Raw genomic sequence first — 16,009 nt, forward strand, 5'->3', positions numbered from 1 at the left:
GCATTTCGACCCCTGTCACCAAGACCCCCGGCTAGGAACACGCCGCCGACGAACTGCGTAGAAAACCATGTGGCACCACCTTGTTTCGACTTTGCCCGTCATGCTTATTCGCGCAATAAACTATGTGCCGATTTCGTCAACCGGGTGAGCACAATAAATGCGCGGTCATGCGTAAGTCCGCGCGAATCCACGCGGTTAAGCGTGGGTACATTCTCGAACTTCTTGCAGCGCAGATCCAATCGAGTCTCCCTCTGTCCATGGGAAATGTGATGTCGCGGAATGTTCATCTGATAAACCGGAATGTTCACCAGCGTAAATATTTGTTACCTAGTCGCCGAAAAGCAACGTCACCACTGCCGGAAGGCTGCGTTCGTTGTTGTTTTCCAGATGTGGTCGCCCGGCGCCCCCTCGAGTCGAAGATGTTAAGCTTTCCTGCCCCCAACGTTGATCACTTCAGATAGAGGGGCATTCCCGCCTGTCGTCAGTCCGGGTGCTCGCAAGCTCACGCATTTTGCATTTCCTCCGATATCGCGGGCTCGGGACTCCACGCATGCGCGTAGGTCTTTCCGCTTTTCATGACGACCGTGAGATCTCCGGCTAAATCGGCGGATACCGATCTGACGGAGGAAAGTCGAACATGACTCATGAGATTCGTCAGGGCAGTCAGCTTATAGTGCGGTTGCAGCTGCGGGTTTATCGCAACAGGACGTATTTCGACAGGTATCGTTTCGTTATACTTCATGCCCAGCACAAACGCTGACTTGGAATCGGCGCTCACCATGAACGGTTCATCGCCCTTGTCGAGGTTCCTGAGCATAAGAAGTGGAATATCGCTCACCCAAAGAGGCTCGACAGGCTTATCGCGATCTGTGTGGGTACCGAGTGGATTTTTCGGATGAGTCCACGCAATCGTCAGACCAGCAGCTATGAGCTCAAGTCTCAATTTCTGCCGCCACACTTCACCCTGGGCAGCGACCGCTTCCAAGAAGTTTTCGACATTCTGGTACGCCACCCCGACAACCAGATAACGATCAGAATGTCTAGCGTGAAATTCACGCATCTCCGCTATAGCCCGGAAAAATTCCTCCTCATCCAGGAGAAAATTGCTCGTATCATAGTAGAATTGGCGTTTTCCGAGCATCGTTTCGGTAAAGGGGCAATGCGCTTTTCGGCCGTCGCCTCGGACCAGAAAGTCAAGATATTGTTGGATTACCGGAACGCAGTCGTCCGTGTGGTAGCTGAGTTCAGTGAAGACATAGTCCGATCGTCGGTTCATTGACGCCCCTCCCAATGGCGAAACTCAACACCCACGTCCTACCGGTGCCTGCGCTCACGTTGATCGCCCGAGATCAGGTGCATCGCCGGCGGTAAATCCCCCGAATCGAAGGGAGTTTAACCGCGGTCTGCCGCGCGCGTTGGCAAAATCGCCGATCCGCGGCGACACTGTTACCTCCCGGCACGGTTGGCAACCGTTAGACCGATCCGGAAACAAGACGCGCGTCGAACTCTCGAGGTGACGTGGCGCCCGAGTCCGGCCGCCCGATCAGCTGATCGTTCACCCCGCGCCACCGCCCGACGCGTGGCCACGCCGAGGTGCATACCTGTTCGATCACCAGCTCTTGCGCAACCGGTCCGCGCTCCGGTCTCGATCCCAATTCGCTGACTCTTCAACCGAATTCACGCATCACGACGGCCGTCTGAGAACCTCGGCCAACGAGGTGTCCCCGCCACGGGGCGCGCGGCCTGTGGCCGGCCGTCGGCGGTGTTCCAGTTGGGTGGCGGATGGTCGCTGCGGGAGCCGACGCGCGCGTGCCTGCATCACATCGAACAAAAATTGGCCGGACATTCGGCCGAAATCTCTGCGCGACGGGCAGACGACGGGCAGGATTTTGACCGGTAACCACTCGGGTAAGCGGGGCGAGTGGGTGGAGCTCTGGGGGAGTCGATGGGGCGTGATGGCCTGGCGTTACCGCTGACACGCGGACAACTAGACATCTGGCTCTCGCAGGAATCGGGCCATGCCGGTACAGATTGGCAGCTCGGCCTGTTGATAAAGATCGAGGGCACGATACGGCGTGATGTCCTCGAGCGGGCGATCCGCCAAGCGGTGGCGGAAGCCGAGCCAATCCGGGTTTCATTCTTCGAGATCGATGGGCAGGTCCTCCAAAGGCCGATCGACTGCCCGCACATCGAGCTCGAGTTTCATGACCTGACCGGCTCATTCGATCCCCTGCAGGACGTCCGCCGGAGGGCTTCCTCCATCCAGCGCACGCCGATGGCGTTGAACGGCCAGCTGCTCAGATTCGTCCTGTTCCAGACGCAGGCCGAGGAGTTTTATTTGTTCGGCTGCTGCCACCACATCGTGTTAGACGGATTGGGCATGGCGCTGGTGTCGCGTCGGGTTGCCACCATCTATTCGGCGATCGTGGCTGGAATGCCTGTTCCCGACGCGTATTTCGGCTCGGCACAGGATTTGGTTGATCTCGAGTCGGGATACGAAGGATCCACCGACTATCTGGAAGACGAAGCGTACTGGCGCAAGAACCTTCCGTCGGAGAGCGGACAGGACTATCAGCTCCCCCAAACCAACGCCGTCAGGGACTCGTGTTCGCCGTCGGCGTCAGTTCAATTTGATGCGACTGCCGTCGGCCGCATGCAAGAACTGTCCAAGAAGCTGCGCATCCGTCGCTACTCGGTCATCACAGCGGCATGCGCGCTCGTGGTGCATGCATGGTCGGGAAGCGGTTCGGAGGTGGCACTGGATTTCCCGGTCAGCCGGCGGGTACGTCCCGAGTCGAAGACGCTCCCGGGGATGCTCGCCGGAGTTGTGCCCCTGGTCTTGCAGACGTCACCGGAGACAACGGTCGCCGATTTCTGTCAGCACGTTGACATACAGATCCGGGAATTGCTGAAGCATCAGCGGTTTCCGGTGCACCGGCTCGACGGTGAAGACGGCTCTCGCAGCCTGAGAGAGCCAGCGCACAGGGTCGGCGTCAATTTCATCCCGTCTCGATTGACCCTGGAGCTCGGAGGCGCTCCAGCAACCGCGACCTACACCAACAACGGCCCCGCCGGGCACTTCGGACTGTTCTTCATCGGGGCCAGTGATCAACTGTTTCTCAGCACGGCGGGCGCCGGACAGCCCTATTCGAGCTTCGGCGTTCCCTACCTGGCGGCACGCCTCCAGCAGGTGCTGATGGAAATGACCGCCGATCCGCAACGGCCGATCTCCTCGATCGAAATCCTCGATGAGGAAGAAAACGGCCGGCTCGATACGTGGTCGCATCGCGCGGCGTTAACCCAGCCGGTCACCGCGCCGGTGTCGATTCCGGTGGTGTTCACCGAGCACGCCGAGCGCACCCCCGAGGCGGTAGCGGTGACCTTCGACGGCCGCGCCATGACGTATCGGGAACTCGATGAGGCCGCGAACCGGCTGGCGCATCTTCTGGCCGCTCGTGGGGTCGGCCCAGGGCAGTGTGTAGCGCTGCTATTCCCCCGGTGCACTGACGCGGTCGTGGCGATGCTGGCCGTGCTCAAGACCGGGGCCGCGTATCTGCCGGTCGACCCGGCGCATGCGTCGGCGCGGATGGAGTTCGTGCTTGCCGATGCCGCACCGACCGCCGTGATCACCACCGCCGAGCTGCGCTCACGGCTGGACAAATCCGACCTGCCGGTCATCGATGCCCACGATCCCGCCATCGAGGCCCAGCCCGGCACCCCACTTCCGAATCCCGCCCCCGAAAATGTCGCCTACATCATCTACACCTCCGGTACCACCGGAACACCCAAAGGCGTTGCCATCACGCACCACAACGTCACTTGGCTGATCGAGGCGCTCGACGAACGCCTGCCGCCCGGTGGGGTGTGGGCGCAGTGCTACTCCTCGGCCTTCGACTTATCGGTATGGGATATCTGGGGTGCGCTGCTGCGGGGTCGACGGCTGCTGGTGGTGCCGGAGTCAGTCGCCGGCTCCCCGGAAGATCTCCACGCGTTGCTGGTCGCGGAACACGTCAGCGTGCTGGCGCAGATTCCGTCGTCAGTGGCGCTGCTGTCACCGGAGGGGTTGGAGTCGACGGCGTTGGTGGTGGGCGGTGAGGCCTGCCCGACCGACGTCGTGGATCGTTGGGCGACACCCGGGCGGGTGATGATCAATGCCTACGGCCCGACCGAGGCGACGGTGTGTGCGTCGATGAGTACGCCGCTGAAGCCCGGACCGGGTCTGGTGCCGATCGGGTCGCCGATACCCGGGGCGGCGATGTTCGTGCTCGACAAGTGGCTGCAGCCGGTGCCGGCCGGGGTGGTCGGTGAGCTGTACCTGGCCGGGCGCGGCGTGGGACTCGGATATGTGCGGCGTGCCGGTTTGACCGCGTCGCGGTTTGTGGCGTGCCCGTTCGGGGCCCCCGGGACACGCATGTATCGCACCGGCGATCTGGTCTCCTGGGGTACGGACGGGCAGCTGCGACACCTGGGCCGCGCCGACGAGCAGGTCAAGATCCGCGGGTACCGCGTCGAAGTCGGCGAAATCCAGGTCGCCCTGGCCGCGCTCGATGGAGTGGACCAGGCGGCGGTCATCGCCCGCGAGGACCGCCCCGGCATCCGGCAGCTGGTGGGTTACATCACCGGCACCGCCGACCCGACCGAGATCCGCGCAGCACTGGCCGAACGCCTCCCCGCCTACATGGTCCCCGCCGCAGTGGTCGTGCTGCCGGCAATCCCGTTGACGGCCAACGGCAAACTCGACAAGCGCGCCTTGCCCGCACCCGAATTCACCGCCGGTGAGTACCGGGCGCCGGCCGACGCGGTCGAAGGAATCCTGGCCGACATCTACGCCCAAGTCCTCGGGGTTCAGCGGGTAGGGGTCGATGACTCGTTCTTCGACCTCGGCGGCGACAGCATCCTGTCGATGCAGGTCGTGGCCCGCGCGCGGGCAGCCGGCGTAATGTGCCGCCCGCGTGACGTTTTCGTCGAACAGACGGTGGCGCGACTGGCGCGGGTCGCGACGGTGGCCAATGGCGAAGCCGGCGTCGTCGACGAGGGCATCGGCCCGGTGGTGGCCACCCCGATCATGTGCTGCCTGCGCGGCGTCGAGGGCCCGATCGACGAGTTCAACCAGACCATGGTGGTCGCCGCTCCGGCGGGTGTGACCGAAGCCGACGTGTCGGTTGTCCTTCAGGCGTTGCTCGATCGGCATGCGATGTTGCGGCTGCGCATCGACGACGACGGCGCCGGCGGCTGGTCGCTGGAGGTACCCGAAGCCGGGTCGGTGGACGCGGGCGGATGCCTGCATACCGTCGATGCGTTGTCGAATGAGGCGCTGGCACAGGCCCGGTCGCGGTTGAACCCTGGGGCGGGACTGATGCTCCGCGCGGTGTGGGCGACGTCCACCGGCCAGCTGGCATTGATCATTCATCACCTGGCCGTGGACGGAGTGTCGTGGCGAATCCTGTTGGAAGACCTCAACATCGCCTGGGCACAGCATCACGGTGGCCGGCCCGTGGCATTGCCCGCAGGCGGGACGTCGTTCGCGCGGTGGTCGGCGCTGCTTGCCGAGCATGCGCGCCGCGCCGAGGTGGTGGCGCAGGCCGAGACGTGGCGACAGGTGGCGGCAATACCGGCGGCGCTGCCGGCGGTGCAACCCGAGGTGGACACCTACCAGTCCGCGGGCCAGCTGTCGGCGTCGCTGGATGTCGAGACAACCCGTCTGCTGCTGGGCGAGGTGCCGGCAGCGTTCCGCGCCGGGGTCGGCGATATATTGCTGATCGCCTTCGGGCTGGCGTTCGCGGAGTTTCTCGGCACCGGCGCGGCCGTGCCGATCGGTATCGACGTCGAGGGTCACGGGCGCCAGGAGGAGCTGGCACCCTCTGTCGACCTGTCGCGCACGGTGGGCTGGTTCACCACCAAATATCCGGTCGCGGTGACGGCCGGTGGCCTGTCGTGGGCGCAGGTGGTCACCGGTGAGGACGCGCTGGGCGCTCTGATCAAGGACGCCAAGGAGCAGCTGCGCGCCCTGCCCGATCCACTGACCTATGGTCTGCTGCGCTACCTGAACTCTGAGGTTGAGCTCGGTGGGTCTGACCCGACGATCGGGTTCAACTACCTGGGCCGTCTCGGTGGTGGTGCCGACCTGCCCGGCGAGTTGTGGCGGGTCAACGCGGACAGTCTGTCGTTCGCGGGTGTGGCTGCGGCGGTGCCCCTGCCGTTGGCGCACACGGTGGAGCTCAATGCCGGCACCATCGACACCGAGGCCGGACCCCAGCTGCAGGCGAACTGGACGTGGGCGCGCTCGGCGCTGAAAGACGATCAGGTCAGCCGGCTGAGCCAGTTGTGGTTTGAGGCCCTGGCCGGTATTTGCGCGCACGTCAAAGCCGGGGGCGGCGGGCTTACCCCGTCCGATATCGCTCCTGCCCGCCTCAGCCAGCGGCAGATCGACGAACTCTGCGCGCACGGCGATGTCGTGGACGTGCTGCCGCTGACCCCGGTGCAGCAGGGTCTGCTGTTCCACACCAGCTTCGCGCCGGATCTGCACGACCTGTACACCGTGCAGCTCGGTATGACGGTCAACGGCTCCCTCGATGCGCACCGCCTGCGCGAGGCCGTGCAGGCGGTGGTCAACCGCCATCCCAACCTGGTGGCCCGGTTCCGCGAAGACTTCGGTGAGCCGGTGCAGGTCATCCCGGCCAACCCGGTGATCGCGTGGCAGGACGTCGAGCTGGACCCCGCGGGCGGGGACGCCGATCGGCAGGTCGAACGCCTGTGTGCCGCTGAGCGCGCCGCGGTCTGCGACCTGGCTGACAAGCCGACGTTCCGCGCGGCGTTGATCCGCATCGCAGAAGACCAATACCGGTTGGTGCTCACCATTCACCACATCGTGGCCGATGGCTGGTCGCTGCCGATCCTGATGCGGGAGGTGTTCGGCCGCTACTACGGCGAGCGACTGCCCGCGGCCCCGTCGTACCGCAGCTTCGTCAGCTGGCTGGATCGGCAGGATCGCAGTGCGGCGCAGGCGGCTTGGCGCGACGTGATGGCGGGTTTCGAGACCCCGACATTGGTGAGCACGCCCGGCCAGGTAGGGCGCCACGACGTTGCATCCTTCCGGATGTCCGCCGAGACCACCGCCGCCCTGACCGAGTTGGCCCGCGTGTGCCACACCACCGTGAGCACCGTGTTGCAGGGCGCATGGGCGCAGCTGCTGATGTGGCTCACCGGTCAGCATGATGTGGCGTTCGGCACCGCGGTCTCCGGTAGGCCGACCGAGCTGATCGGCTCGGAATCCATTGTGGGCCTGATGATCAACACGGTGCCGGTGCGGGCCAACACCACCACCCGGACCACAGTCGCCGATCTGCTGGAGCAGCTGCAGCGCGTCCACAACGAAACCCTCGAGTACGAGTATCTGGCTCTCCCCGAGATCCACCGCGCCACCGGCCACGATCGGCTGTTCGACACGCTGTTCCTGTACGAGAACTATCCGATCGACGCCAGTGCCCTGTTGGGCGCCGACGACCTGGCCGTTACCGCGTTCGACAGCCGCGAATTCAACCACTATCCGCTTTCGGTGGTGGCGACGCCGGGCCACGAACTGAGTGTTCGCGTCGAATTCGACACGGACGCATTTAGCCGTGCGGCCATCGACACGCTGATCGACCGGCTGCGGCGGGCGCCGGTGGCGATGATCGCCGATCCCGCCCGGCGGTTGTCGTCGATCGATCTGCTCGACCGGAGCGAGCACGACCGCCTCGACGAGTGGGGAAATCGGGCGGTGCTGGCCGAGCCGGAGATGTCCGCGGTCTCGATCCCCGAATTGTTCGCCGCTCAGGCGGCGGTCCGCGACCCGGGGGCGGTGGCGATCAGCTATGGGGATCGCTCATGGACTTACCGCGAGGTGGAGAAGTCCGCTAATCGGTTGGCGCACTTGCTGATTGCGCAGGGTGCGGCCCCGGGTACGGCTGTGGCCCTGTTGCTTCCGCGCACGCCTGAGGCGGTGGTGGCGATGCTGGCTGTGCTCAAAACCGGTGCCGCGTATGTGCCGATCGATCCGACGTTGCCGGCGGCGCGGATGGAGTTCGTGTTGGGCGACTCTGCGCCTATCGCGGTGGTCACCAACCCGGACATGCGGTCACGGCTGGAGGGGTCGGGCCTGGCGCTCATCGACATCGACGACCCTGCGGTGGCCGCCCAGCCCGAGACGCCGTTGGCGGCGCCGGCCGCGGACAATATCGCCTACATCATTTACACCTCGGGCACGACCGGGACACCCAAAGGTGTTGCGGTGCCTCACCACAACGTCACCCAGTTGCTGGATTCGCTGGACGCCCAGTTGACGTTGGGACAGGTGTGGACACAGTGTCATTCGTTGGCGTTTGACTTCGCGGTGTGGGAGATCTTCGGTTCGCTGTTGTATGGCGGGCGGCTGGTGATGGTGCCCGATTCGGTAGTGCGTTCGCCAGAAGAGTTGCACGCCTTGCTGGTTCGTGAACAGGTCAACGTGTTGAGCCAGACGCCGTCCGCGTTTTATGCGCTGCAGACCGCTGATGGGCTCGCCCCGGAGCTGGGTCAACAGCTGAAGTTGCAGGCGGTGGTGTTCGGTGGCGAGGCGCTCGAACCCCAGCGTCTGCAGACGTGGCTGAACCATCATCCCGGACTGCCGCGTCTGATCAATCTGTATGGCATCACCGAGACGACCGTGCACGCCTCGTTCCGCGAGATCGTCGACGGCGACGTCGACAGCAATGCCAGCCCCATCGGCCTGCCGTTGACCCACCTTGCCTTCTTCGTACTCGACGGGTGGATGCGTCCGGTCCCCGCCGGGGTGGTCGGCGAGCTGTACGTGGCCGGTGCCGGGTTGGCCGCCGGGTATGTGGGCAGGCCGGGGTTGAGCTCGACGCGGTTTGTGGCGTGCCCGTTCGGGGCGCCGGGGGCCCGCATGTATCGCACCGGGGATCTGGTGTCCTGGGGTGCCGATGGTCAACTGCGTTACATCGGTCGCGCCGATGAGCAGGTCAAGATCCGCGGGTACCGCATCGAGCTTGGTGAGATCCGGGCGGCCCTCGCCGGTTTGGACGGGGTCGGTCATGTGGCGGTGATCGCGCGCGAGGACCGCCCCGGCGACAAGCGGCTGGTGGGCTACATCACCGGGGCCGCCGACCCGGCTGAGATCCGTAGCCAATTGGGTGAACGGTTGCCGACCTACATGGTGCCGACCGCGATCGTCGTGCTCGAGGCGCTGCCCTTGACGGTCAACGGCAAACTCGATGTCGGCGCCCTGCCGGCACCCGAATACTCCGATGTCGACCGTTACCGGGCTCCATCCAGCGCGGTCGAGGAAATCCTGGCCGGCATTTATGCCCAGGTGTTGGGTGTGCAACGGGTCGGTGTCGATGACTCGTTCTTCGATCTGGGCGGCGACAGCATCCTGTCGATGCAAGTCGTGGCGCGTGCCCGCGCGGCCGGCGTAATGTGCCGTCCGCGTGACGTTTTCGTCGAACAGACGGCGGCGCGGCTCGCGCAGGTCGCCACGGTGGTGGCCGACGGCGAGGGCGGCGTCGTCGACGAGGGCATCGGGTCGGTGGTCGCCACCCCGATCATGCGCTGGCTGCACAGCGTCGAGGGTCCGGTCGAACAGTTCAACCAGACGATGGTGTTGCAAGCTCCCGCGGGTGTCGCACAGGCCGACGCGACGGTGGTCCTGCAGGCGTTGCTGGACCACCATGCGACGTTGCGGCTGCGCGTCGACGACGACGGCGCCGGCGGTTGGTCGTTGTGGGTGCCCGAAGCCGGGACGGTAGATGCCGGGGGCTGCGTGGACACCGTCGACGCGCTGTCGGCTGAGGCGTTGGTGGCGGCCCGGTCACGCCTGCACCCGGAGACCGGCGCATTGCTGCGCGCGGTGTGGGCCGAGTCGACCAATCAGTTGGCGCTGATCATTCACCACCTGGCCGTCGATGGCGTGTCGTGGCGAATCCTGTTGGAAGACATCAACATTGCGTGGGCCCAGCACCGCAGTGGCCAGCCGGTGGCGCTGCCGGCAACCGGGACGTCGTTTGCCCGGTGGTCGTCGCTGTTGGCTGAGTACGCGCAGAGCGCGGACGTGATGGCCCAGGCCGAGGCGTGGCGTCAGGTGGCGGCGATCCCGGCCGCGCTGCCGCCGGTACAGGCGGAGGACACCTACGTCAGCGCCGGCCAACTGTCGGTGTCGCTGGATGTCGAGACGACGCGCCTGCTGCTCGGTGAGGCCCCGGCGGCGTTTCATGCCGGGGTTCAGGACATCCTGCTGATCGCGTTCGGGCTGGCGTGGACCCAATTCTTGAGCGTCACCGCCCCGATCGGCATCGAGGTGGAGGTCCACGGCCGCCAGGAGGAGCTCGCCCCGCACGTCGACTTGTCGCGGGCGGTGGGCTGGTTCACCGCCAAGTACCCGGTGGCCCTGAACTTCGGGGGTCCGGTCGGCGGCCTGTCCTGGGGACAGGTGATAGCCGGTGAGGATGCACTGGGCGCTGCGATCAAGGACGCCAAGGAGCAGCTGCGCGCCCTGCCCGACGGCGTGACCTACGGCCTGCTGCGCTACCTCACCCCCGAGGTCGATCTGGGTGGGTCCGACCCCGTGATCGGCTTCAACTACCTGGGTCGCCTGGGTGGTGCGGCCGAGCTCTCCAGTGAGCTATGGCGGCTCAGCGAGAACAGTTTCTCGCTGGGCGGCGCCGTGGGCGCAGTGGAGATGCCGCTGGCGCACACCGTGGAGCTCAACGCCTTCACGATGGACACCGAGGCCGGCCCGCAGCTGCAGGCCAACTGGACCTGGGCGCGTTCGGCGCTGCATGACAAGCAGGTCAGCCGGCTCGCCGAGCTGTGGTTCGACGCGCTGGCCGGCATCTGCGCGCACGTGCGCGGCGGTGGGAGCGGCTTGACCCCGTCCGACATCGCGCCAGCCCGTCTCACCCAGCGGGACATCGACAAGCTGGCGCAGCGGTACCGGATCGGCGATGTGTTGCCGCTAACCCCGCTGCAGCAGGGCCTGCTGTACTACGCCGGCAGCGAGCAGGGCAGTGACGTCTTGTATGCGGTGCAGCTCGATATCACCGTCAGTGGTGCCCTTGATCCGCAGCGCTTGCGCGAGGCGGTGCAGGCCGTCGTCGCCCGCCACCCGAACCTGGTGGCCGGTTTCCGCGAAGACTTCGGCGAACCGGTGCAGGTCCTGCCCGCCGATCCGGAGCTGGCCTGGCAGTACGTCGAGCTGAGCTCGGCAGGTACCGATGTCGAGGAACAGGTCCAGCAGCTGTGTACCGCCGAACGCATCGCGGTCTGCGATCTGGCCGGCCAGCCACCCTTCCGGGCTGCCTTGATCCGCACCGCAGACGATCTGTATAGGTTCGTGCTCACCAACCACCACATCGTGCTCGACGGTTGGTCGAAGCCGATCCTGCTGCAGGAAATCTTCGCCGGCTATTACGGCGTGCGGTTGCCCGCCGCCCCGTCGTATCGCAGCTTCGTCACCTGGCTGTCCGAACAGGATCGTGGCGCGGCTCAGACAGCATGGCGTGAGGTTCTCGACGGGTTCGGCGCTCCCAGCCTGGTGGGACCCCCGGGGCGCCCAGCGCTCGGTGCGCGCGGTGCGGAGTCGTTCCAAGTGTCCGCGGAGACCACGAAGGCGTTGGGCGAGCTGGCGCGCTCGTTCCACACCACGGTCAGCACCGTCTTGCAGGCCGCGTGGGCGCTGCTGCTGACGTGGCTGACCGGCCAGCACGACGTGGTGTTCGGCACCGCGGTGTCCGGGCGGCCGACCGACCTGGCCGGCGCGGAATCGATGGTCGGTCTGTTGATCAACACGGTCCCGGTCCGGGCGACCATCGGCGCGGAGACGACCACCGCCAACCTGCTCGAGCAGCTGCAAAGCGCCTACACCAAGACCCTTGACCACCAGCACCTGGCCCTTAGCGAAATACACCGCATAACGGGACACGACCAGTTGTTCGACACGATGTTCGTGTACGAGAACTATCCGATCGACACCGCCGCGCTGTCGGCCGTCGCCGAGTTGAAGATCAATGGCTTTACGAACCGCGAATACAACCACTACCCGCTTTCGGTGCAAGTCGCGCCAGGCCACGAACTGGGTCTTCGCGTCGAATTCGATACCGACGTGTTCACCGCGGACAAAATCGAAACGCTGGTCGAACGGTTCAAGCGCGTGCTGGTGGCCATGACCGCAGATGTGAAGGAGCAATCATGACCGTCCGTGCGGGACGATTTGCTCCCGGCATCGACAAGCCCTGACCAGCTATCCCGAGCGCCGGGCGTTGATCGGCAGGCTGAGCCGGAATTGAGCGCCGCCCTCGTGGGGCAGGCACACCAGTTCGCCGCCGTGGGCGCGGGCCAGCGCCCGCGCGATCGCCAGCCCCAGCCCGGCACCGCCGTGATCGCGGGCGCGCCCGGCGTCGAGGCGCACCAGTCGCTCGAAGACGCGATCCCGCTCCCCCGCCGGGATGCCCGGGCCGGTGTCGGTGACGGTGACCTCCGCGGCGTCCTCGTCGGCGCGCAGGTCGACGGTGATGGCGCCGCCGACCGGCGTGTACCGGCGGGCGTTGTCGAGCAGGTTGGACACGATCTGCGACAGGCGGGTCGCGTCGGCCTGGAGCGTCAGCGTCGGTAATCCGGTGCGGCGCACCGTGATCTGCGGTGCCAGCATGGCGGCTCGGTCGCCTTCGCCATCCAGCACGGCGGCCACGTCGACGTCATCGCGCTCGAGCGCAAGCCCGGCGTCGATGCGGCTCAGGTCCAGCATGTCGGACACGAGCCGGCCGGCGCGGCGCGCGTCGGAGAACAGCAGCGTCGCCCGGCGATACTGGCCCTCGTCGTGCTGTTCGGAGGCGCTGTTGGCGAGTTGTTCGGCGGCAACCTGGATGCCGGCGATCGGGGTGCGCAGCTCGTGGGCGGCGTCGACGAGGAATCGCCGGGTCGCCGTCTCCGCGCGCTGTGCGGTGTCGGCGGCGTTCCGGGCCCGGCGCTCGGACGTTTCCAACGCGTCCAGCATCCCGTCGAAAGCGCTTGCGGCGCGGCCGAGTTCGGTATCGGTGCGCTCGGGATGCAGGCGACGGCCGCGGTCCCCGGTGGTGATGGCGTTGGCCAGCGCCGTGAGCCGATCCAGCGGCCGCAGCGCCGCCCGGCTGACCGCGATCAGCAACAGCGCCGCGATCAGTAGGGTCACCAGGCCCGCCGCGATCAGCAGCCCACGCAGCTGGTGAGTGACCTGCGTCGTCTGCGTGGTGTCGGCGACGAGGATTACCCGGGAGCCGGCGGGCAACGGGTGCACCACGGCCGTCGCGGTGGCATCCGGCGGAGGGCCGGGCCATGGCGGCGGAAATGCATGGGGCGGAGGCGGATACGGCGGGAGCGGAGGCGCCGGGGGCGGCCGCGGATATGGCGGAGGCGGAACGGGCGGCGGATACGGTGGCGGAACGGGCGGCGGTGGCTCGACCGGCCCGGCGGTCAGGTCGGGGGCGATCCCGCGGTCCCCGTAGGCGGCGCCGTCGGCGGTGACGACGAGCGCGCGAATCCCGCCGCCGTTGAGTTCGGCCGCGATCAGACCGGGTGAGGTGTGCGCGGCGCTCAGCGCGTCGGCGCGCGATGTCGCGGCGAGCAGCCGGTCGTGCAGGTTGCGGCGGGTGAGGACGCCCATCGTGACGTCGATGGTCACCCCGAGCACCACCAGCAGGACCGCCAGCAGCGCCAGCACCACGAGCGTCACTCGCCGTTGCAGCGACGGAGTCGGCGTCGTCGATGCGCCCGTCATGACCGCTCGGGTTGCAGGCGGTAGCCGATGCCGCGAACGGTGTGCAGGATCCGCGGCCCGTGCGCCTCGAGCTTGCGCCGCAACCCGCTGACGTGCACCTGCACCAGGTTGGGGTCGTAGGCGTCATAGCCCCACACCCCGTTCAGGATCTGGCCGGCGCTGACGATGCGGCCCCGCTGCTCCACGAGATAGGCCAGCACGCGCAGCTCGGTGGCGGTCAGGTCGAGCCGGTGGCCGTCGCGCGCGGCGACTCCGGCGCCGAGGTCCAGCGTCACGTCGCCGACCTGAACCACCTGCGGCAGGCGCCCGCGCCGGCGCAGCACCGCGCCGACCCGCGAGACCAGCTCGGCCAACTCGAACGGCTTGATGACGTAGTCGTCGGCCCCGCCGTCGAGGCCGCGCAGCCGGTCCGGCAGCCCGTCGCGAGCGGTGATCATGACGATCCCGACGTCGCCCCATTCGCGGATGACGTCGATGAGCGCGAACCCGTCGCGGCCGGGCAGCATCACGTCGAGCACCACCAGGTCGGGGCGCATGCCGTCGAGAATCTCTTCGAGGCCGTCGCCGTCGCAGCGGGCGTCGGTGTGGTAGCCGACCTCGGTGAGCGCCTCGCTGACCATCTCCCGGATGGTCTCGGAGTCTTCGACGACCAGCACCCGCGGCGTGCCGACGCTGAAGTGGCCGCCGTGACCGGCGGCCGGGCGGAGGCAATCGGTCATGATCACCATTGTCGGCGCCGGTGCTGAAACCAACCTGAAGGCGCGGGCCTGGTCGCTTCCGTCAAGGCAGCCTCGTTTCGTCACCGCAGGCCGGCGATGTGTTTGTTGCCCACCTCCGAGCGACAATCTCGGTCTCGCGTTGTCGCGCAGAGGTGGGCACAACACCACGTCCTTCCGCTGGTGACGGCAGGGGCAAATGGGACTCCTGGGCGCCGGTTCTTCAGGCCCACTTCAGATCCGGCTCCTAGCGTCCGTGGCATGACCACGAACGACGACATCGAGACCCCGCCCCCCAATCCGCCACAGCCGCCTCCCGCCCAGCGACCGCACGAGCGACGCCGTCACTCCACCGGCGTGGTGATCGGCGCCGGGGTGGCGGGCGCGCTGGTGGGCGCGTTCGGCACGATCGCGGCCATCGCCTTCGCCTGGATCGTCAGCGTCGGCCCGCCCGGGCCGCCGCCTCCCCCCGGGCCGCCGCCGATGCTGTTCCACGCGCCGCCGATGGCCGGTGCTGGATTCGCGCCGCCGCCCGGCCCGCCGGGCCCGCCGGGGCCGCCGCACGCCGCCCCGCCGGGACCGCCACACGAGGGTTTCCCGGCGCCGCCCCCGCCACCCCCGTCCCCGGCGCAGCCGCCGCGCCCCTGAGTGCAGGATGGGGAGCGTGCCACGCGATCAATCGTCTCCGCTCCCCGCCAAGCTCGCCGCACGGCTGCTGCGGTCGCGCCACCTGATGCGCGCACCGATCTGGATCTACAAGGCCCGGGCGGGCGCGCTGTTCGGCTCGCGCATCCTGTTGCTCGAACACATCGGCCGCAAATCCGGAGCGCCGCGCTACGCGGTGCTGGAGGTCATCGACCATCCGTCCCCCGGCACCTACGTCGTGGCCTCCGGATTTGGCCGAAAAGCCCAGTGGTTCCGCAACATTGCGGCCAACCCGCGGGTGCGGGTGTACGCCGGCAGCCACGGGCCCAGGCCCGCCGCCGCGCGCGTCCTCGACCAACAAGAGGCCGACCGCACGCTGGCCGACTACCGAACCCGCCACCCCAAAACGTGGGAGCGGATGCGCCCGGTGCTCGAGGACACGCTCGGTGCGCCGATCACCGACACGAACACCCCGCTGCCGCTGGTCGAGTTGACGCTGGACTAACCGCGGTCCGGGCCCTTGACCGTCATCGCCGCGAACAAGGCCAAAAACAGCGCCGCCGGAAGGCCGTTGACGACCTTGTCGCGCACTCGGACGTGCGCGCCGACCGCCAACACGAAGTACAGCGTCAGCATCGCCGTCGTCAACCTCGCCAGAACGGGGAAACGGGTGACCGACAGCAGGCCGACGGCGGCGGCGGCCTTGACCACCGGCAGCACGGGCCGGATGTTCTCCGGGACGCCCACGTCGTCGAGGGTCTTCCTGATGGGAGCCACCTGCAGGCCGCACGCCACCGCGTCGACGGCGTGGAACGCGGCGAGCGCCGCGTAGGTCTTCGGTGAAGTCAACGCACTCATGTGG

Annotated in this window: 7 protein-coding genes; 3 read left to right on the plus strand and 4 right to left on the minus strand. The window is 67.1% G+C overall.

Annotated features, from left to right (window positions below; genetic code table 11):
* Positions 1–502: 502 nt before the first annotated feature.
* Entirely contained in the window at positions 503–1,276 is a 774-nt protein-coding gene (locus tag AC0KS4_RS14465) for a 1-aminocyclopropane-1-carboxylate synthase (protein ID WP_238956231.1), read from the minus strand.
* 669 nt (positions 1,277–1,945) lie between these two features.
* Here AC0KS4_RS14465 and AC0KS4_RS14470 point away from each other — a divergent pair.
* A complete protein-coding gene (locus AC0KS4_RS14470; RefSeq protein ID WP_472408545.1) occupies positions 1,946–12,226 on the plus strand; it encodes an amino acid adenylation domain-containing protein in 10,281 nt (3,426 codons plus the stop codon).
* A 48-nt stretch (positions 12,227–12,274) separates the two neighbouring features.
* Here the strand turns inward: AC0KS4_RS14470 and AC0KS4_RS14475 are convergent, their stop codons facing one another.
* Both AC0KS4_RS14475 and AC0KS4_RS14480 read right to left on the minus strand, forming a co-directional pair.
* On the minus strand, positions 12,275–13,786 hold the full coding sequence (locus tag AC0KS4_RS14475) for a sensor histidine kinase (RefSeq protein WP_238956232.1): 1,512 nt from the start codon (positions 13,784–13,786) through the stop codon (positions 12,275–12,277).
* The gene (locus AC0KS4_RS14480) at positions 13,783–14,514 is read right to left on the minus strand and encodes a response regulator transcription factor (protein ID WP_238956233.1); all 732 of its coding nucleotides are present in this window, start codon (positions 14,512–14,514) and stop codon (positions 13,783–13,785) included. Before AC0KS4_RS14480 ends, AC0KS4_RS14475 begins: the two co-directional genes overlap by 4 nt.
* Before the next feature lie 249 nt (positions 14,515–14,763).
* Here AC0KS4_RS14480 and AC0KS4_RS14485 point away from each other — a divergent pair, with 249 nt between their 5' ends.
* Together AC0KS4_RS14485 and AC0KS4_RS14490 are read left to right on the plus strand one after the other, a co-directional pair.
* Positions 14,764–15,150 carry a hypothetical protein gene (locus AC0KS4_RS14485; protein ID WP_238956234.1) on the plus strand — a complete coding sequence of 129 codons (387 nt, stop codon included), beginning with the start codon at positions 14,764–14,766 and terminating at the stop codon, positions 15,148–15,150.
* A gap of 7 nt (positions 15,151–15,157) precedes the next feature.
* Positions 15,158–15,652: a nitroreductase family deazaflavin-dependent oxidoreductase gene (locus AC0KS4_RS14490; protein ID WP_238956235.1), complete on the plus strand. Its 495-nt coding sequence runs from the start codon at positions 15,158–15,160 to the stop codon at positions 15,650–15,652.
* Here AC0KS4_RS14490 and AC0KS4_RS14495 read toward each other — a convergent pair.
* Positions 15,649–16,005 (minus strand): DoxX family protein, encoded by a 357-nt coding sequence (locus tag AC0KS4_RS14495; RefSeq protein WP_238956236.1) that lies wholly within the window; start codon positions 16,003–16,005, stop codon positions 15,649–15,651. The two genes, AC0KS4_RS14490 and AC0KS4_RS14495, sit on opposite strands and share 4 nt — an antisense overlap.
* Positions 16,006–16,009 lie beyond the last annotated feature (4 nt).

It is taken from the genome of Mycobacterium sp. NTMscope_MAC_12, assembly GCF_976985675.1.

Excerpts from the sequence above, each read along its gene's own strand:
- AC0KS4_RS14475 (WP_238956232.1), bottom strand. The coding sequence starts at position 13,786 with ATGACGGGCGCATCGACGACGCCGACTCCGTCGCTGCAACGGCGAGTG.
- AC0KS4_RS14465 (WP_238956231.1), bottom strand. The coding sequence starts at position 1,276 with ATGAACCGACGATCGGACTATGTCTTCACTGAACTCAGCTACCACACG.
- AC0KS4_RS14495 (WP_238956236.1), bottom strand. The coding sequence starts at position 16,005 with ATGAGTGCGTTGACTTCACCGAAGACCTACGCGGCGCTCGCCGCGTTC.
- AC0KS4_RS14470 (WP_472408545.1), top strand. The coding sequence starts at position 1,946 with ATGGGGCGTGATGGCCTGGCGTTACCGCTGACACGCGGACAACTAGAC.
- AC0KS4_RS14485 (WP_238956234.1), top strand. The coding sequence starts at position 14,764 with ATGACCACGAACGACGACATCGAGACCCCGCCCCCCAATCCGCCACAG.
- AC0KS4_RS14480 (WP_238956233.1), bottom strand. The coding sequence starts at position 14,514 with ATGGTGATCATGACCGATTGCCTCCGCCCGGCCGCCGGTCACGGCGGC.
- AC0KS4_RS14490 (WP_238956235.1), top strand. The coding sequence starts at position 15,158 with ATGGGGAGCGTGCCACGCGATCAATCGTCTCCGCTCCCCGCCAAGCTC.